We start from the raw sequence: 17893 nt of genomic DNA, 5'->3' as shown, positions 1-17893 counted from the left end.
GGTGTCCGGCCGGACGTCTTCCGTGCGGGGAAGACGTCCGGCCGGTGGATGGATCAGTTGGTGGGGGCGTAGGAGGAGAGCAGCGGGTAGGCGTTGGTACCGGCGAACTTCACCTGCTGGACCTTCTTGGTGTTGTAGCCCTGGTTGGTGAGGGACTCGTAGAGCGGGATCATCCAGCCGGATTCCACCAGGCGCGTGTTCAGCTTGGTCAGCGCGGTCTTCTTTGCGGCGTCGTCCTTCGCGGCTGCTGCCTCGCCGGTGGCGGCGCTCAACTGCTCATCAGTGGCCTTCTGCACGTTGGTGAATCCGTTCAGGACCACGCCGTACATCAGGCCCACCGGGTTGTCCCAGCCGAGTGCGGCGTAACCGAGGGGAGTGGTAGCCACTGCCGCGAAGGCTTCGTCCGTAGAACTGGCCATCTTGATGTTCATCTTGATTCCGACGGCGGCCAGGTCCTTTTGGACGGCCTGCAGGTCGGTCTGGGTTTCGGCGCTGCCCACAATGGTGAACTCGAAGCCGTTGGCGTAGCCGGCCTCAGCCAGGAGGCTCTTGGCCTTGGCCGGGTCGTAGGCGAACCGGGTGTTCAGTTCCTCGGTGTACCCGGCCGAATCCTTTGGCAGGGCGTTCCACGCCGCAATGTCTCCCTTGTGCAGGGCATCCACGAGGGCCTGGCGGTTGATGGCGTACTGGAATGCCTGGCGGACCTTCTCCTTGGCAAAGGCCGGGGAGGTCTTGCCGATCTTGTCGAAGGAGACCATGGTGTGCAGGGTTCCACCGATCTGGGACACACCGAGCCCCTTGGACTCGGCGAAGTCAACTGTCGGGGAGGTGAGCGCCGCGACGTCGGCCTGGCCGGAAACCAGCGCGTTGGCGCGGGCCTGGGGGTCCTGGATGACGGTGAAGGTGATCTTCTTGTAGGGGTACTTGGCGGCATCCGAGTACTTCTCATTCTTGGTGAACACGTACTTGTTGCCCTTCACCGTCCCGGTGGCGTCAAGGGTGTAGGGGCCCGAGCCGTCCGGGGTGGCGGCGAGGCTGGCGCTCTTGGCGGTGGCCGTCTTGCCGACGATCATGCCCATGGTGCCGGTGAGGTTCTTTTCGAATCCTGGCTGCGGCTTGGCGAACTTGATGGCCACCTTCATGGGGCTGACCGCGGTCACCGAGGTCACTTCCTGCGCGGCGCCCTTGGTAATCGCCGAGTAGGCACTGAGCGCCGGGTCGCTGCGGCGGTCGAGGTTCGCCTTGACGAGTGCCGCGTCCAGGGTGGAGCCGTCCGTGAAGGTGACGCCCTCCTTGAGGGTCAGCGTCAGGACCGTGTTGTCCGCGCTGTAGCTGAACTCCTTGGCCAGGCCTGGTGCCACGGAACCGTCCGGCTGCAGGGTCATGAGGTTCTCGTAAAGGCCTTCGAAGAACTGGCGCTGCGCGTCGGCAACACGCAGCGGATCGAACCCGAAGGAGGCCGAGTCGCTGTCCACCGCGATGGTCAGGGCGTCCTTGTTCACGGTGGATGCCGCCTGGGTCCCGCCGCCGCAGGCGGTGAGCGAGCTCATGAGGAGCACACCGGCCAGGATGGCCGCGCTCCGGCGGGCAGGGGTGGAAAGAAGTTTCATGTGGTGCGCCTTTGCATTCTCGATGACGAACGGGAATCAACATCTGGGGGCCGGGGCCCGCCGCGGTCGGCATCGACCACATCACGGGCCGTTCGGTCGGCGCCCTCTCGTCAGATGGCTTCCGGTGACCGGCTTCTTCAAGAATCCTTTGGACCGCCTCACTGGCCCCACGGGAATTTCATTGGTTGAAACGATATTGTGGTGCTGGTCACTCGGGCAGCTGAACGAGTCGATAACAAAATGAAGGGATGGCAGTGGCGGAAGAACCAGGACCGCAAGCGGAGGCCCCCCAGCGCGGCAAGCGCCCCAAGCAGGGCGAACCGGTGATTGACCGGGCACTGAGCCTGCTCGCCGTCTTCACCGACCGCCGTCGGGCTTTGACGCTGTCCGAGATGGCCCGCCACGCGGGCATGCCGGCGCCGACGGCGCTGCGCCTCATCGCCCGGCTGGTGGCGTGGGGCGCGCTGGAGCGGCTCGAGGACGGGCGGTACGTGGTGGGCGTGCGGCTGTGGGAGGTGGCGTCCCTGTCGCCGCGCGGGCACGGCGTCCGGGAGATCGCCCTGCCGTACCTCGAGGACCTTTTCGCCGTCACCCGGCACCACGTGCTGCTGGCCGTCCGGGACAAAAGCGAGGCCGTGCTGATCGAACGGCTGTCCTCGAAGGAGGCCACCGAGGTGGCGTACCGGGTGGGCGGCCGGGCGCCGCTGAGGTCGACGGCGGTGGGCCTGGTGCTGCTGGCGGGAGCCGATGCGGCATTCCAGGAAACGGTCATCCGGCAGCCGCCGGACGCCGAGCCCGGGGTGGACGCCATGCCGGAGGGGCAGCTGAGGCGGACGCTGTCCGACGTCCGGCGGACCGGCGTCGCGATGATCAGGAGGTCCGCGCCGTCCCTCACGGTGTCCGTCGCCTCGCCCATTTTTGACGCTGACGGCTCCGTGGCCGCGGCACTTTCCATCGTGGTTCCCGACGGCGCCACTCCCCCCAACGTCCTGGCACCGGCCGTCCAGGCGACGGCCAGGGCCGTCTCGCGAAACCTGGGCTACAATGCGCAGCCCACCTTGGGGATCCCGGCAAGGCCTTAACCACGGCCGACGGCGGCCCGCACTTTCTGTGCGGACCGCCGTCGTGCCTTTGTTGGGGCTGTTTCAGCCCACCGCGGTGAGCCGCTCCTGGGCGGCGCGGGCCACGCCGCCGAGCCAGTGCGCGCTGGGCTTGGGCGTGCGTTCCTGGGTAGTGCGGTCGACGGCGATGAGGCCGAACTTGGGTGCGTAGCCGAAGATCCACTCGAAGTTGTCGAACGCGGTCCAGGCGATGTAGCCGCGGACGTCGATGCCGTCGGCGAGGCACGCGGAGACGCCGGCAACGGCCGTGCGGAGGTACTCGACCCGCTGCGTGTCGTCGTCGGTGGCCAGCCCGTTCTCGGTGACCATGACGGGGATGTTGGCGATCCGGTGGGCCTCGCGGATGGTCACCTCGAGGGCCTGCGGATAGATCTCCTCCCCCATCGCGTTGACGGGAGCACCTTCGGGGGCCGGGGCCACGCCGTCGGGACCGAACACGGTCCGGCCGTAGGTCTGGATGCCCACGAAGTCATCGCCGCGGGAGGCTTCGAGGAAGCGTTCGTTGACGTCCCGGCGGACCTGGTCCGCCACCTGCCGGCCGCCCTCGGCCGCCTGGATGTCGGAGTTGGCGAGGGTCCAGCCGACCGGCAGCTCCGGCCGCAGGGCCTTGATGGCGTCGCGGCCGGCCTGGTGGGCCGCGAGCTTGATGTCGAACCCGGCGTCGGACACGGTGAACTGGAAGGGCGCGACCCTGGCCGCCTCGATGCCCAGGCGCCCGGCGGCCGCAGCCCAGAGCGGCACGTCCGCACGGCGGTCGGCCGGCTCGCCGCCGATGCCGAGGGCCTTGAGCAGCCACGGCAGGTTGGGTTCGTTGAGCGTGCACGCCACGCCGATGAGGTCGCCGAGGTGCTCGGTGACGCGGCTGCAGTAGCGCGCGAAGCGTTCCGGCGTGGCTTCATCCTCCCAGCCGCCCGCAGCGAGAAGCCAGCGCGGCGAGGTGAAGTGGTGGAAGGTGACCACCGGCGTCAGCCCGTGCTCATGGCAGGTTTCCAGCACCCGCCGGTAGTGGTCCAGTTCGGCCACGGAGAAGTGCCCTTCCTCGGGTTCGATGCGCGCCCATTCCAGCGAGAAGCGGTAGGTGGTGAACCCGAGCGAGGCGATCAGCGCGATGTCCTCGCGGTAGCGGTGGTAATGGTCGATCGCGTCACCGGAGGGCTCGGCGAAGATCGTGCCGGGGAGGTGTTCGAGGAGCCATGTGTCGCTGTTGGTGTTGTTCCCCTCCACCTGGTGGGCCGCGGTGGCCACACCCCAGAGGAAGGTGTCGGGGAAGTGCTGGAGGTCGGTCATGGTGTTCCTTTCCGTGGTTGACCTTCACTGTAGACAAACATTTTCCAAGTTGGAATACTTTGAGGAAAATTTCTTGACCAAAGTGGAAAAGAAACTTGGTAATCTCATGGAAGGCAAGACTTTGGCCACGGCGGCCACGGCCGGGAGGAGGCGGAGCGTGACGGAGACGACGGAGACGACGGCGGCGCGGCAGCCGGCGCGCAGCGGCCGGCGGGCGCCCTACGCCAACGGCGAGCGCAAGCGGGCCGAGCTGGTGGATTCGGCCTTAGCCGTGTTCGCCGAGAAGGGCTTCCAGCGCCTGTCGATCCGCCAGATCGCAGAGGAAATCGGAACCAGCCACACAGCCCTGCTGCACCACTTCGGGAGCAAGGATGCACTGCTGGAGGCCGTCCTGGTCCGGCGCGAGGAGCAGGAAGGCCCCTGGCGGCGCACCCTGCTGGCGGAGCAGGGCCTGCTCGGAACGGTGCCGGAGGTCATGCGCCGCAACGCAGGCATTCGCGGAGTAATCCAGCTGGATGCCACCCTGCGCGCCGAGGCCGTCCGCCCGGACCACCCGGCCCACGGCTTCATCCGGCGCCGCGACGAGGAAATCATCCGCTCACTGCATGCCGAGATCGAGCGGGAGGTTGCCGCGGGCCGCATTGCCTCCGGCCTCGACCCCGCGGTGCTGGCCCGGCAGGTCGCCGCGCTCATCGAAGGCGTCCAGCTGGCATGGCTGTACGACGAGTCCGTGGACATGGCCGCGCACCTGGAAGGGTTCATGCGGCTGATTAAGGCGCCCGGAGACTAGGGCGCATGGCGCCTGGGTTTCCGGCCCCTCAGAGGCTTGGTTCGCCGTCGTCCCCGTTTACCAGAACCGAGCGGGCCAGCCGGCGGGCGTAGTCCCGGATCCCCTCGACCAGATCCAGCCTGCCTCCGGAGAGAACCCATTGCAGCTGCAGCCCGTCGCTGACGGCGATAATTTCCCGTGCGATGGCCTGGGCATCGGTATCCGGCCGGAAGAAGCCGCGCTCCACCCCGCGGACGAGGAGCGCCGCGGTCTCGTTAACTGCCTGCTCATACCACTTGCCGTACAGCTGGTGGGCGGGGGTGGACGGGTCAGCGGCTTCGGCCGAAACCAGCACGAATAACTCGATCAGCCCCGGCTCGGCCACCAGCCTGCGCGTGGATTCCACCATGGACCGGAACAGTTCATGCGGATCGTCCCCGCCCTCGGCCTGGACGGAGCTCCACCACAGCGCAGTCTGCTCCAGCCGCCGCTCGGCGACCGCCAGCAGGAGGTGCTTCTTGGAGCGGAAGTGGTGGAGCAGGCCGCTTTCGCTGAGCCCGACGTCGGCAGCTACCTGCGCCAACGGCACCCGGTGGTAACCCGAAGCGGCAAAGAGCCGCGTGGCGGCATCCAGAATCTCCGCGCGTTTGGCCCTGCCTACCTCGTAGCTGCCTGTTTTTCGCCTCGTCCGCACCGCTTCAGGGTAACGGCCCGCAGTGCGTCAACGTAAAGGACGGCCGCAAGGGCCACACCCCTCGATCGCGGCATCAACTACCGAGGAGTAGTGTGAAGGCCATGGACGAGTCGCCTCCGGACGGTGAACATACACCGGAACTGTTCCGCAACGTGGACGGGGAAACGCTCCGGCGCCAGGTGCTGGAGATCATCAGCGATGTGCTGGCAGACTCCGATCCGCAGAAGGCCTGGGCCAGGGAGCAACTGCTCCACCTGCTGGCGGCCCACATGGACGACCCCGAACAGGCGCTGCTGCACCACCTGATCAGCACCAGGAACGTCCCCGCTTCCTCACACGAGGATTCAGCCGAGGATCCTCCCGCGAACACCCCGGCCGCACCGGCAAAGAGAATGCTGCTGACGGCCTTCCAGCCCATCAGGCAACTGCCGGGCGGAGAAGTGATCGGCGTTGAGGCGCTGGCGCGGTTCGTCAGCCACGAAGGGACCAGCCCGGACGTCTGGTTCCGGGGAGCCGCGGCCATGGGGCTGGGGCCCGACCTGGAAATCGCAGCCCTGCACCTCGCCCTTTCCGCGGCAGGAGAAATTCCGCCCCACCTTTTCGCGTCAGTCAACCTCAGCCCCACCGCCTGCGCCGATCCCCGCGTCCAGGCACTGATACTGGGAGGGACCGTCGACCCGGAGCGGATGGTCATCGAAATCATGGGCGACATATCGGACCGCGACCTGACGGCCCTCACCACGGTCCTGAGCCCGCTGCGCCAGGACGGTGTGCGTCTTGCCGTGGACGGCTCCGGACCGGCGGCCACCTCGGCGAAGCAAATCCTCCATCTACTACCCGACATCATCAAAGTCGACTGCGACTTCCTCGCCGGTGCCGCCGCTTCAGGACACCAGCCTGCTGCACCCCCCTTCGTTTTTGCCCTGGCCGAGCAGACCGGCGCGACGCTGTCGGCAGAGGGAATCGAAAGCGCAGAGGAGCTCGCCGCCGTTGTGGAACTGGGAATCACCAGAGGCCAGGGCTATCTGCTCGGCAGGCCATCGGTTGATCCCCGCGACTGGGCCGCGTGGACCGGCAAAACTGACCCGGTGGAGGACCGCGGATAAAAACAGTGCGTACTCGGTTTTAATCGGATACTCTTTGAGCACACTTTTCAAGGAGAAACCGTGACTGCCGCTGCTTCGCACACCTCCGTCCAGAATTCGCTGCGTGATGCCGCCTGGATTTCCCCTGCTGAGACGGGCTGCACGGAAGCCGGCAGCCGGCCCGCGTACTGGCTCCGTGGCACCTTCGACCGGACTGCCGCCAACCAGAACCCGGACGCCCCGAACGCTGACGACGAACGCGTTGTTGTGCATGCCACCGCCCACGGCATCTACGAGCTCTTCGTCAACGGAACGCGAGTTGGCGAGGACGAACTGACCCCCGGCTTCACGTCCTACCGGAAGCGGCTCCAGGTGCAGCGGTGGGACATCACCGAACTGCTGGTCAGCGGCCCAAACGTCGTTGCCGCCCTGCTCTCGGACGGGTGGTTCCGGGGCCGGCACGGCTTCGAGCGCCGGCCGGACGGCTTCGGCACCGAGACCGCCTTCCTGGCGTCGGTCACCAACACCCCCGCCACGCAGACCTTCCTCAGCACCGGCGACAGCTGGCTCTGCCGCGAAAGCCACATCACCCGCGCCGACCTGATGGACGGGCAGACCACCGATTTCCGCCGCAAGGAGCCCGCCTGGCTCAGCCCGTCCGGCGATGCCGGCCCTGGCGATGCCGGGACAGCGGGAACGACGGCGGAGGGCTGGGTTCCGGTGGCCCGGCCAGCCGGTCCGCTGCATGAGGACCGCTCCCGGCTGGTCCTGCCGGTCTCGCCGCCGGCACGGCGCATCGAGGAGCTGAGGCCCGTCTCGGTGGCAACCCCGGAACCGGGCATCACCGTCGTCGATTTCGGGCAGAACATCAACGGCTGGGTCCGGCTGGGCAGCCTGGGGCCGGAAGGGACACGGACGGTCCTCCGGCACGGCGAAGTCCTGGACAAGGACGGCCTGGTTGCCACGGCGAACATCCGCGCCTTCAACTTCGCCACCAAGACGCCACTTCCCGCCGGACAGGTGGACGAGGCTGTCTCTGCCGGCCGGCCCGGGGACGTCTTCGAACCCCGGCACACCACCCACGGCTTCCGCTACGTCCAGGTCGAGGGCCAGCCCGGGAGCCTCACCGCGGAGGACATCACCGCCGTGGTGGTGCATTCACCCCTCGACCGCTCGGGCTGGTTTGAATGCAGCGATCCGCGGCTGAACGCCCTGCATGACGCCATCTCCTGGAGCTTCCGCGGCAATGCCTGCGACGTCCCCACCGACTGTCCGCAACGGGAGAGGTCGGGCTTCACGGGCGACTGGCAGGTTTTTGTGGACACGGCGGCCCTGATGTTCGATGTGGCCGCGTTCAGCGAAAAGTGGCTGAGGGATCTCGCTGCCGACCAGTGGCCGGACGGGCGGGTGCCCACCGTCGTGCCCAATCCCGCCGGCGACGGCCCCTCCGGCAACGCCTTCGAAGACATGGCCGCGGGCTCTGCGGGCTGGGGTGATGCCGCCGTGCTCGTCCCGTGGTCCCTCTGGCGGGCTTACGGGGACAAGCCGGCGCTGGCCCGGGCGTTCCCGTCCATGCGCGGATGGGTCGACTACGCAGCCGCGGCGGCAGCCGGTGCCCGCCATCCGGAACGGTCCGGCCGGCGTCCCGTGCCGCTGGCGCATGAGGGGTTCCTGTGGGACACCGGCTTCCATTTCGGGGAGTGGCTCGAGCCGGACAGCCCGCCCAACCCGGACCCGTCGCGGGACCACGGGATCGTTGCCACGGCCTACCTGTTCCGCTCCGCCAGTGTCCTGGCCCGTACCGCCAAGGTGCTGGGGGACGCGGCCGCGGCCGCACACTATGAAGTCCTGGCGGAGCAGGTGCAGGCCGCCTGGCGGACCGAATATTTGGACGAAAACGGCATCCTGGGCGAGGAGTCCCAGGGGCACTATGTTCGTGCCCTGGCGTTCGGGCTGGTGCCGGAAGCGCTTACGCACCGGACGGCGGCCCGGCTGGTGGAGCTAATCGGCGGCAACGGGAACCGGCTCGGCACCGGATTCCTGGCCACTGGGCTGCTGCTGCCCGTCCTTGCGGACCACGGTTACCTGGATGTCGCCTACGAGCTGCTGCTCTCCACCGGGACACCTTCCTGGCTGGGAATGCTGGAGGCCGGTGCCACCACCATGTGGGAGTGGTGGGACGGGGTGACGGAGCAGGGAGCCCGCGGTTCCCTGAACCATTACAGCAAGGGTGCGGTGGGGGCGTTCCTGTACACCCACCTGGCCGGCATCCGCCTGCCGGAGGATCCGGCACCGGAGGAGACCGCCTACCGGAGGGTGACCATCGCCCCGCAGCCCGGCGGCGGAATCACGTCGGCGAGCGCCGCCGTCGTCACTCCCCAGGGCCGCATCAGCGTTTCCTGGACGCTTGAGCACAGCCAGTTCACGCTCGAAGTGGACCTGCCCGACGGCGTTCGGGCCGCCGTCGAACTTCCGGACGGCAGCAGCAGTCCAATGTTCGGAGGAAGGCGTCAATTTTCCTGCCGGCTGGCAGGGCGCACCGAAACTCGCCTAAACACGGCTCGTTCCGGCACGCCCTCCCTGCAGCTGGACCGGACTTAGATGATGGCCGCGCGCAGTTCCTTGGCGGCCAGCTCCGGGTCAGCGGCGCTGTAGATGGCACCGCCGGCGACGGCCACATCGGCGCCCGCCCGCTGGACGGCTTCGATCGTGGAGAGGTTCACGCCACCGGCGACGGAGAACGGGACGCGGGCTTCCTCGCCGGCGCTCAGCAGCACGTTCAGGTCGAAACCGGGCTTGGCCTGCTCATCCAGGCCGGCGTGCATCTCGACGAACTTCGCGCCCAGGGCCCGGACTTCCTTGGCACGGGTCACCTTGTCCTCGACACCGATCAGGTCCACAACGACGCCCTTGCTGTGGGCTTTGGCCGCCTTGACGGCACCGGCGATGGTGGAGTCGTCGGCGGCACCCAGCACGGTGATCAGGTCGGCGCCGGCCTTGAAGGCGATGTCGGCTTCGAGTTCGCCGGCGTCCATCGTCTTGAGGTCCGCGAAAACGATCTTGTCCGGGTGGGCGTTCTTGATGGCGGTAATGGCGGAAAGCCCTTCGCTCTTCACCAGGGGCGTGCCGAGCTCGATGATGTCCACGTGCTCGGCGACCTTGCCGGCAAGTTCGAGGGCGGCTTCGGTGGTGAGGAGGTCGATTGCGACTTGCAGTTTCATGTGTTTCTTCCTTGGTTTGCGAGGGTTTTTGGTGGATTGGTGGCGTAATGGGCTAGCCGGGTTCGGAACCCGCAGGGCTACTCGAGGTTTGCGTGGCGCAGCCAGAGGTCTTCCGCAGCAGCAGCATCCTCTTCCCAGAGGCTTTGGAATACTGCCTCGGTAGTGGTGAACAGCACCTGTTCGAACAGGCTCCCTGAGTACTGGCGCGAGGCGCCCGACCCGTGGTCCGTCTTCTGCACGCCCGGGATAACGACGACGGCGGACGCCGCCTCTGCGAGCGGGGAACCGGGGTTGGTGGTGTACACAGCTACCCGAGCGCGCTGCGCGGCGGCGGTCTGCGCTGCCTTCACGACGCTCGACGTCGTGCCGGAACCGGAGGCAGCGAGCAGGACATCCCCGGTGCGGATGGCGGGCGCGGTGGTCTCGCCCACCACGTGCACCGTCAGCCCCAGGTGCATGAGCCTCATGGCGGCCATCTTCAGGACGAGGCCGCTGCGGCCTGCGCCTGTGACGAAGATCCGTTCTGCATCCTTGATTTCCGAAGCCAGGGCGGCAACCTGCTCCGGATCCACCCGGGCGGCGGTCCGCTGGATCTCATCCAGGACCAGGAGCTGGTTCCTGGTGACCGATGCTGCCGGAACTGCGGTGGACGTTCCTGCCGGCGTGGCGGGAACGGTGTCTGTGATGACACTCAAGGGTTACCTCCTTCGGGACGATGTTGCCCTTCCATCTTCGAACGCCAATCGGGTGGGCACCACGGCATGATCGGACGGTTTGACCCACCCAAAGGGATAGGCATCGCCACAGATTCCCCTACAATGGACGGGTGTCCGCCATCACCGAAGCCACCGTTACGCCCGCCGCGCCCGAGACCGCCGAAGGCCTGAAGCCCCTGCTTGGGGCGATCACGCGGCTGTCGGCCGCTCCGCTGTCCCAGATTGCCCAGCGCTTGCACCAGGCCACGCTCCCCTACCTGCGGAGCAGCGCCCTGGTGATCTTTACCGAAGACTGCACAGGCCGGCCGCAGAAGAAGTCCGGCGACGAGGCCGTCATCAGCCAGGTGTCCATCGCCGAACTGGACGCCATCAGGGCGGCACTTTCAGGAAGCGAAACGTGGCATGGCCGGACACCGATCGGCGGGCAGGAGCGCCCTGTCATCGCCCTCCCCTCACCCACAAATGCTCTTCTGGTTCTGGTCGATCCCCAGCCGGCGGCGGGCGAAGCCGGAGCGGGACCTTCCGGGCAGGAAGTTCCGGTGCCGTGGCTGGTCCGCTACCTGTGGACCCTCGCGGCCGAGCGGATCCGCGAAAAGGTGGCGGATGCACCGCCGTCGTACCTCATCGAGTCCCGGGCGGCGTCCGCCGAACGGGTCAGGGTGACGGCGGAGCTGGTGGACCGGCATTCGACGACGCTGGAGACCCTGCTCGCCGCGCTGCGCTCCCCCTCCTTGGCTGACGAGGTGGCACGGAAGTCCGCCACGGACGTCGCCGCCAAGGCCCTCGTGGAACTGCGGACGTTGAACGACCGCACCACCGAACTCGTCGAAGAACCTGTTGCCACGGCGTTCCAGCGCCTCCGTGAGGATCTTCGCCCGCTCATGCACTTCAGCGGCATCGACGTCCAGTTCATCGAGCCGCCGGTCAATGGCCGGGCACTTCCCGGGGAAGTTGCGCATGCTGCCAGGGCAATCGTCCGGGGCCTCGTGCTGGCAATGGTTGAACAGCCGGACGTGCGGCGCATCCGCACCCAGTGGGACTGTGACGGCGAGAACCTCCTCATCAACGTGCGCGATGACGGCCTGGGCAGCCTTTCGGCCGAGGCCCCCAGCATCGCCCGCCTGGCGCAACGCGTGGAGGTCCTGGACGGCCGGATGACGATTGACCTGATGCAGGGCTGGGGTGCCGACGTCGCAGTCGCCCTGCCGCTGGACCCGCCCGGGCGCAAGCTGCCCGACGTCGCCGCCTGGAACCTGGGCGATCGCGAACTCGAGGTGCTGCAGCTGCTCGCGGCCGGGCAGCGCAACCGGGCGATCGCGGCAAAGCTGCACGTCAGCGAGAACACGGTGAAGTTTCATCTCCGCAACATCTATCGCAAGCTCGGCGCCACGTCGCGCACCGAAGCGATCGCCCTGGCGCACAGCAACGGCCTGCGCTAGGGAAACTGCAGCTTGTCCCCTCCGTAAACCGGTGACAGGGTGGCGGCATGGCGATCGAAATTCGTCCGGCGACGCAGTTTGAGGACGTGAAAGCGGTGCTCGGGCCCAAGCGGCCGGACGCAACGGTGTGCTGGTGCCTCAGCTACCGCATCCCGTCAAAGCAGAACGTGGAGCTTCGGGCCACCGCCCGCGGGGAGCTGGTCCAGGAACTGCTCACACAGGATCCGCCGCCCGGGGTGCTGGCATACGACGGCGGCGAGGCAGTTGGGTGGGCGGGTGTCCATCCCCGCGCCGATACCAGCTTCGCCCGCAACCGCCGGATCCCCCACGTGGACGATCTGGACGTCTGGTCGGTGTGGTGCATCCGGGTCCGGCCTGGGCATCGGGGAAAGGGACTCTCCCATCGGCTGCTGCAGGGCGCCGTCGACTTTGCGCGCTCCTACGGCGCGCCCGCCATTGAGGGTTATCCGGTGGACAACGGGGGCAAGAAGGTGGACCTGACCATGGCCTACGTGGGCACCCGCAAACTATTTGAGGAGGCCGGTTTCACCAAGGCCGCGGAGACGGACTCCGTCCTCAACGGCTTCCCGCGGGTACTCATGCGCCTTGAGCTGGGCTGATTGGGCATGGCGCCCGACGCCGTTACCCGGCTTGACGCGATGTCGGCTCCGTCACACTTCCCAGCATAGGATCAGGTCATGGCTTCGAATAATGTCCTTGATTCCGATGCCGAGGGTGAGGGCGGCCAGGGCGGCGTCCAGTCCGTCGACAGGGCTCTCGCTGTGCTGGAGATACTGGCCCGCGACGGCCATGCAGGCGTGAGCGAAATCGCCGGGGAAATGGGCATTCACAAGTCCACCGTTTCGAGGCTGCTCGGTTCGCTCGTAGTCAGGGAGATGGTTCACCAGAACAGCGAACGGGGCAAGTATCAGCTGGGATTCGGCATCCTTCGCCTGGCCAGTTCCATTCCCGGCCGGCTTAGCCTGGTCCGCGAGGCGCGCCCGGTACTCGAAAACCTGGCCGAGGAATTCAAGGAAACCGTCAACCTCGCCGTCCTGCGCTCCAATTATGCCGTCAACGTAGACCAGGCCATGGGGCCGTCAACCCTGGCCACCTTCGACTGGGTGGGAAGCCTGACGCCCTTGCACGCGACGTCGAGCGGGAAGGTCCTGCTGGCAGCGCTGACCGCAGACGAACGTGAGCGCATCCTGAAAGAGACAGGACTGCCGGCCCGGACACCGCGGACCATCACCAAGCGGGACAAGCTCGAAAAGCAGCTGATCGACGTCGTCCACAACGGCTACGCGGTGACCCTCGAAGAGTTCGAAATAGGGCTGAACTCCATGGCGGTGCCCGTCTACAACCACCTGGGAACGGCGATCGGGGCGGTCAGCATCTCCGGCCCGGCCTTCCGCTTCGACCCCAAAAAGACACCCGGCCTCATCGAGGGCCTGGGCCAGGCTGGCCAGCGGATCAGCGCCAACATGGGCTACACGCGGCGTTAGGCTGGGGCGCTCAGGTACTGCTCCATGGCGTCGGCGGCTGCCGCTGCCCCGCCAGAGCTGCCGACGCGTTGGCTCATCGCCGCAACGGCGCTCCGGATCCCTTGGTCCCGGCTGACGTCCGTCACGACGTCGTGGATCAGCTGTGGCGTGACGGCGTCCGTGGGAAGGCGGCGTCCCAGCCCCAGGTCCTCGACGCGGCGCGCATTGGCCTCCTGTTCCGGCTGCAGCGGAAACGCCACGATGGGGACGGCCAGATACAGCGCCTCCATGGTCGAGTTCATCCCCGTGTGGGAGAGGAACACATCGGCATGCCGCAGAACATCCAGCTGTGGGAAGAAAGGCCGGACCTCCACGCTCTCCGGGATCTCCCCCAGTTCAGCCCCATCCATTCGGTCGCCGATGGCCATGGCCACCTGCCATTTGGTGCCCGCGAAGGCTTCCAGGCACATACGGAAGAAATCCGGCCGGTCGTTCAGCGGCGTCGTTCCCAGCGAAATGAACAGCAGTGGCCCTTCCTTCACGCGGGGCTCCCATTCCTCCCCGTCCACCCTCCGGCCAAGGCTGGGTCCCACGAAGTGGAAGCGGTCATCGAAGGTGTCTCCTGCGGGCTGGAATTCCCGCGGGATGAAACAGATGTTCAAGGAAGCCGGCGGTCCTTCCATGAAGTTAAATCCTGCCAGACCCTGCTCCGCGGCGAAATCCCCGATGAGCTGGCGTGCCTGTTTCCAGGCCCGCAGCATTTCTGCCGGCGGACGGGTGGGCATCAGCTCCCGCATGGAGAAATGTTCGTTGGTGGCATAGGTCGGCAGTAACGCGATGTCGGGCAGGGAAAGCTTCATGGCGGCCATCTTCCCGGCGAGGGTCATGGCGTCGTAGCAGACGGCGTCCGGCTGATCGGCAGCGAGCTTGGCCAGCAAGGCGGGAAAATCTTCGCGCGCCCTCTCCAGCAGCCGGTCGAGCAGTCCAGACATCATCCCCGCCCCCAGCCCCGCGAGCATGCCCACCCGAGGCGACCGGCCGGCGTCGTCCCCGGGACTGCCCGGCGCCGTATTGCCGAACCGGGGGAACTGCGCGGACAGGTCCTCGCCGTTCTCGAAGAAGCTGGCCCCGGCAGATTCGACGGCGGCTGCGTACTTGGCCGAGGTGACATACGTGACGCGGTGGCCCCGCCTAACCAGCTCTGCGACCAAAGGCAGCGTTGGGTTCACATGGCCCGTGGCTGGCAGGCAAACGAAGGCGAAATGCATGACAGATACTCCTCCGCCCGGCAGTGACAGGATCATCGTACGCGCCTCGCACGGCCTTTCCCGCAATTGCTTTATGCGCAACGCAGGCCACTTCAAGCAACAGGCTTGTTCATGACAGTCGCACTGTCAAAAGGTGACGTCAGCAATAAAAAATCCTTGACAACGCGTATGAGCTGGCGCACTCTGTTGCTGAAGGCGAAGTGTGTTGATTACTGCGGAACTCGTCGGACAGACGCTCTGGTGAGCTGCCCATCCGCATTCACGAGGTCATGATCGTCGACGGCGACCGTCATGACCATCGACTCCGAGGACGAGCCGAACCGAACGCCGGGCGTAACCGCCTACGGCCACGGCTGGGCCGTCCCTCATATTCAGTGAAGGAAACCCCTCATGACAATCAATAGTGACGTCACTATCGATGAAAGCAGTGAAGACGACCGGGCCTCGGGGGCGGAACCGGCGTTGGAACGAGAGCCTGTTCCTCCCCAGGAAGACCTGCAAATCCTGCAGGCCCTGCGGGAAACCGAATCAGAACATGAAGAAGCGCGGCGCAGCAGCCAACTGTTCCGGAAGGGAGGCATCGACAAGGTAGTCTTCGGCGTCGCCGGACTGCTCACGCTGGCATTCGTTATCTGGGGATTTGCCGGCAGGGAGAACCTGGCCACCACCTCCCAGGTGGTCCTTGATTGGGTCATGAAGAACACGGGCTGGCTCTTCGTTGCGCTCTCCTCCCTGTTCGTGGTCTACGTTCTCTGGCTGGCGGTCAGCCGCTTCGGGAACATCCCGCTGGGGAAAGACGCGGAAAAGCCCGAGTACTCCATGGTCTCGTGGGTCTCGATGATGTTCGCGGCCGGCATGGGCATCGGCCTGATGTTCTACGGCGTGGCCGAGCCGCTCTATCACTACATCTCCCCGCCGCCGGGCACGGTGGACGGCCAGACTCCCGCGGCGGTCCAGACGGCGATGGCAACCTCGATCTTCCACTGGACCCTGCACCCATGGGCCATGTACGCGGTGGTGGGCGTTGCCATGGCCTACGGAACGTACCGCCTTGGCCGCAAACAGCTCATTTCCAGCGTCTTCACGTCGCTGTTCGGCATCCGCAGGGTGGAAGGTCCCATCGGCAAGGTCATCAACATGCTGGCCATCTTCGCCACACTTTTCGGCACCGCCGCGTCGCTGGGTCTTGGTGCGCTGCAGATCGGCAGCGGAATGGCGTCCAACGGCTGGATCAACGGCCAGCTTGCCACTCCTGTGCTGGTGGTCATCGTTGCCGTGCTCACAGCCTGCTTCGTGGCCTCGGCGGTTTCCGGCATCAGCCGCGGCATCCAGTGGCTGTCCAACATCAATATGGTCCTGGCTGCAGTCCTGGCCGTCATCGTGTTCGTGGCGGGGCCGACGCTCTTCATCCTTAACCTGATCCCGGCCGCAGTCGGCGACTATGCACGGGACCTGGCCGAGATGGCCTCCCGGACTGAGGCTGTCGGCGATGACGCCCTGCGCACGTGGATGTCCGGCTGGACCATTTTCTACTGGGCCTGGTGGGTCTCCTGGACGCCCTTCGTTGGCCTGTTCATCGCCCGCATCAGCCGCGGCCGCACCATCCGCCAGTTCGTCACCGGCGTCCTGCTGGTCCCCAGCATCGTCAGCGTCATCTGGTTCGGCATCTTCGGCGGGGCCGCCATCAACATCCAGGCCACCGCAGACGCCACCCCGGACACCGGCGATGGCCTGGCCAAGATCGTCGACGGGGCTCCCTCGATTTCCTTCGACGGTGCCCTGTTCGACCTGCTCCACCACCTCCCCCTGCCCAATGCCATTGCCGGCGCGGTCGCCGTCCTGGCGATGGTCCTGGTGGCCATCTTCTTCGTCACCGGCGCCGATGCGGCCTCCATCGTGATGGGGTCACTCAGCTCCGACGGCGCAGAAGAACCACGCCGCGGAGTCGTCATCTTCTGGGGTGCCCTTACGGGAGCCGTTGCCGCAGTGATGCTCCTCGCCGGCGGCGACAAGCCTGCCGAGGCGCTCGCCGGACTGCAGCGGATCACCATCGTGTCAGCCCTGCCCTTCGTGGTGGTGATGTTCCTGATGTGCTTTGCCCTCACGAGGGACCTGCGCCGGGACCCGCTGTCGCTGCGCGCGCGGTTGGTGACGTCCGTCGTCGAGCGCTCCATTCGCAGTGGGGTGGAACAGCACGGCGGCGTCCAGTTCGATCTGGTGACCAAACACGAATGTGATGAACGGTGCGCCAAGAATGAGCTTGAGCCCGGAGGGGACAAGCAGCACTGAGTACAGAGGGCGGCCTGCTCCCGAAACGACCGGGGGCAGGCCGCCCTACCGCTTGTCCTCTAATAGAAACGCACTCGCTGCCCTAGGAAAGGCATCCCGTATGGCATCGACGTCCACAATCACACACGCTGAAACGGAAGCGGACAAAGAACGCACCGTTGATGACTGCGACTATCACGGCTGCTTCTTCTGTTCCGGCCCCGAGACCGACTGACTGCCGGCTCGCTGCTCGCACAGCCCGAACGCGATGCCTGCGGCCCGGACGGTCGCCGCCCTGGACGCCTCAGAACCAGCGTTTCCCGTTCCGGCTTCCTGTCCGGCCACGTAGCCCACCATGAAGGCTGTCACCGGTGCTGCAGCATGAATTACTGAATCGGCAGATTTCCTTGCCAGATCCAGCAGCAGCTCTTGATCGACGTCGAGATCCGGGATCTGCAACGCCCTCGCTAACTGCTCGCACCACTCGCCCAGGATCTGCATCTCATCATCGACAGCCATGATCTCTCCTTGTACAGGACACTTCCGCTTTTGGAGCTGGTTCCCTGACCCTACAAGGCATGGCCACGGTAAGTCACCGGGCTTTTACTTGCCAACGACGTAACACTCTGCCGCAGGTCTGCGCCGCTCCCCAGATACGTTGACGGAGCCAAGGTCCGGGGCATACGATCACTTATATATCAGTTATCTAGCTCACACATACCAATGGCATATCAGCCGCTTGCGGCGCCGCTGACGCCGCACCCAGAGACCTCCGGCAACCGCCAGCTCCCCTCGTAGGGCAGCGCGTAAGCGCTGCTGATAGCGACGGGTCGATTGTGGCGGGCCGCAAACCCGAAAGGAACACTTACTCATGGTTCATAAAGTCAAGGCTGTTGTTGTCAGGGCGAAGGACGCTCCGGTGTCGGTGGAG

15 protein-coding genes are annotated in these 17893 nt (G+C 66.3%); 8 read left to right on the top strand and 7 right to left on the bottom strand.

The window, feature by feature from the left end:
• Positions 1 to 53 precede the first annotated feature (53 nt).
• Positions 54 to 1610 carry an ABC transporter substrate-binding protein gene (locus ACTHQX_RS13725; RefSeq protein WP_440157795.1) on the bottom strand — a complete coding sequence of 519 codons (1557 nt, stop codon included), beginning with the start codon at positions 1608 to 1610 and terminating at the stop codon, positions 54 to 56.
• Positions 1611 to 1864: 254 nt separating this feature from the next.
• On the opposite strand from ACTHQX_RS13725, the gene ACTHQX_RS13720 reads away from it, so the two are divergent.
• Entirely contained in the window at positions 1865 to 2692 is an 828-nt protein-coding gene (locus tag ACTHQX_RS13720) for an IclR family transcriptional regulator (protein WP_440157794.1), read from the top strand.
• Positions 2693 to 2755: 63 nt separating this feature from the next.
• On the opposite strand, the gene ACTHQX_RS13715 is transcribed toward ACTHQX_RS13720, so the two are convergent.
• Positions 2756 to 4018, bottom strand: coding sequence for a glycoside hydrolase family 1 protein (locus ACTHQX_RS13715; RefSeq protein WP_440157793.1), 1263 nt, complete (start codon positions 4016 to 4018; stop codon positions 2756 to 2758).
• A gap of 82 nt (positions 4019 to 4100) precedes the next feature.
• On the opposite strand from ACTHQX_RS13715, the gene ACTHQX_RS13710 reads away from it, so the two are divergent.
• The gene (locus tag ACTHQX_RS13710) at positions 4101 to 4808 is read left to right on the top strand and encodes a TetR/AcrR family transcriptional regulator (protein WP_440157904.1); all 708 of its coding nucleotides are present in this window, start codon (positions 4101 to 4103) and stop codon (positions 4806 to 4808) included.
• A gap of 28 nt (positions 4809 to 4836) precedes the next feature.
• On the opposite strand, the gene ACTHQX_RS13705 is transcribed toward ACTHQX_RS13710, so the two are convergent.
• Positions 4837 to 5481 (bottom strand): TetR/AcrR family transcriptional regulator, encoded by a 645-nt coding sequence (locus ACTHQX_RS13705; RefSeq protein WP_440157792.1) that lies wholly within the window; start codon positions 5479 to 5481, stop codon positions 4837 to 4839.
• A gap of 101 nt (positions 5482 to 5582) precedes the next feature.
• On the opposite strand from ACTHQX_RS13705, the gene ACTHQX_RS13700 reads away from it, so the two are divergent.
• On the top strand, positions 5583 to 6587 hold the full coding sequence (locus tag ACTHQX_RS13700; protein ID WP_440157791.1) for an EAL domain-containing protein: 1005 nt from the start codon (positions 5583 to 5585) through the stop codon (positions 6585 to 6587).
• 60 nt (positions 6588 to 6647) lie between these two features.
• Positions 6648 to 9167, top strand: a complete 2520-nt coding sequence (locus ACTHQX_RS13695; protein WP_440157790.1) for a family 78 glycoside hydrolase catalytic domain — start codon at positions 6648 to 6650, stop codon at positions 9165 to 9167.
• On the opposite strand, the gene hxlA is transcribed toward ACTHQX_RS13695, so the two are convergent.
• Together hxlA and hxlB are read right to left on the bottom strand one after the other, a co-directional pair.
• Positions 9164 to 9787 (bottom strand): 3-hexulose-6-phosphate synthase, encoded by a 624-nt coding sequence (gene hxlA / locus ACTHQX_RS13690; protein ID WP_236805359.1) that lies wholly within the window; start codon positions 9785 to 9787, stop codon positions 9164 to 9166. The genes ACTHQX_RS13695 and hxlA overlap by 4 nt on opposite strands.
• 77 nt (positions 9788 to 9864) lie before the next feature.
• Entirely contained in the window at positions 9865 to 10482 is a 618-nt protein-coding gene (gene hxlB / locus ACTHQX_RS13685) for a 6-phospho-3-hexuloisomerase (RefSeq protein WP_236805360.1), read from the bottom strand.
• 140 nt (positions 10483 to 10622) lie between these two features.
• Between hxlB and ACTHQX_RS13680 the strand changes: the two genes are divergently transcribed.
• The 3 genes from ACTHQX_RS13680 to ACTHQX_RS13670 all read left to right on the top strand — a co-directional run bounded on the left by ACTHQX_RS13680 (position 10623) and on the right by ACTHQX_RS13670 (position 13447).
• Positions 10623 to 11942, top strand: a complete 1320-nt coding sequence (locus ACTHQX_RS13680; protein WP_440157903.1) for a LuxR C-terminal-related transcriptional regulator — start codon at positions 10623 to 10625, stop codon at positions 11940 to 11942.
• 47 nt (positions 11943 to 11989) lie between these two features.
• Complete coding sequence (locus ACTHQX_RS13675) at positions 11990 to 12562, top strand: GNAT family N-acetyltransferase (protein WP_236805361.1); 573 nt, start codon at positions 11990 to 11992, stop codon at positions 12560 to 12562.
• Positions 12563 to 12640: 78 nt separating this feature from the next.
• Positions 12641 to 13447 carry an IclR family transcriptional regulator gene (locus ACTHQX_RS13670; protein ID WP_236805362.1) on the top strand — a complete coding sequence of 269 codons (807 nt, stop codon included), beginning with the start codon at positions 12641 to 12643 and terminating at the stop codon, positions 13445 to 13447.
• Here the strand turns inward: ACTHQX_RS13670 and ACTHQX_RS13665 are convergent.
• Complete coding sequence (locus ACTHQX_RS13665) at positions 13444 to 14694, bottom strand: macrolide family glycosyltransferase (protein ID WP_236805363.1); 1251 nt, start codon at positions 14692 to 14694, stop codon at positions 13444 to 13446. The genes ACTHQX_RS13670 and ACTHQX_RS13665 overlap by 4 nt on opposite strands.
• 390 nt (positions 14695 to 15084) lie before the next feature.
• Here ACTHQX_RS13665 and ACTHQX_RS13660 point away from each other — a divergent pair, with 390 nt between their 5' ends.
• Positions 15085 to 16983, top strand: a complete 1899-nt coding sequence (locus ACTHQX_RS13660) for a BCCT family transporter (protein ID WP_236805364.1) — start codon at positions 15085 to 15087, stop codon at positions 16981 to 16983.
• 174 nt (positions 16984 to 17157) lie between these two features.
• Here the strand turns inward: ACTHQX_RS13660 and ACTHQX_RS13655 are convergent, their stop codons facing one another.
• Entirely contained in the window at positions 17158 to 17481 is a 324-nt protein-coding gene (locus ACTHQX_RS13655) for a DUF6457 domain-containing protein (protein ID WP_236805365.1), read from the bottom strand.
• Positions 17482 to 17893 lie beyond the last annotated feature (412 nt).

Origin of the sequence: Arthrobacter sp. SAFR-023 (assembly GCF_051965295.1) — a bacterium.
In the GTDB taxonomy this organism is placed as follows: Bacteria; Actinomycetota; Actinomycetes; order Actinomycetales; family Micrococcaceae; genus Arthrobacter.
Note: the sequence above shows the minus strand (reverse complement) of the source record. Positions and strands in the feature narration are given on the sequence as shown.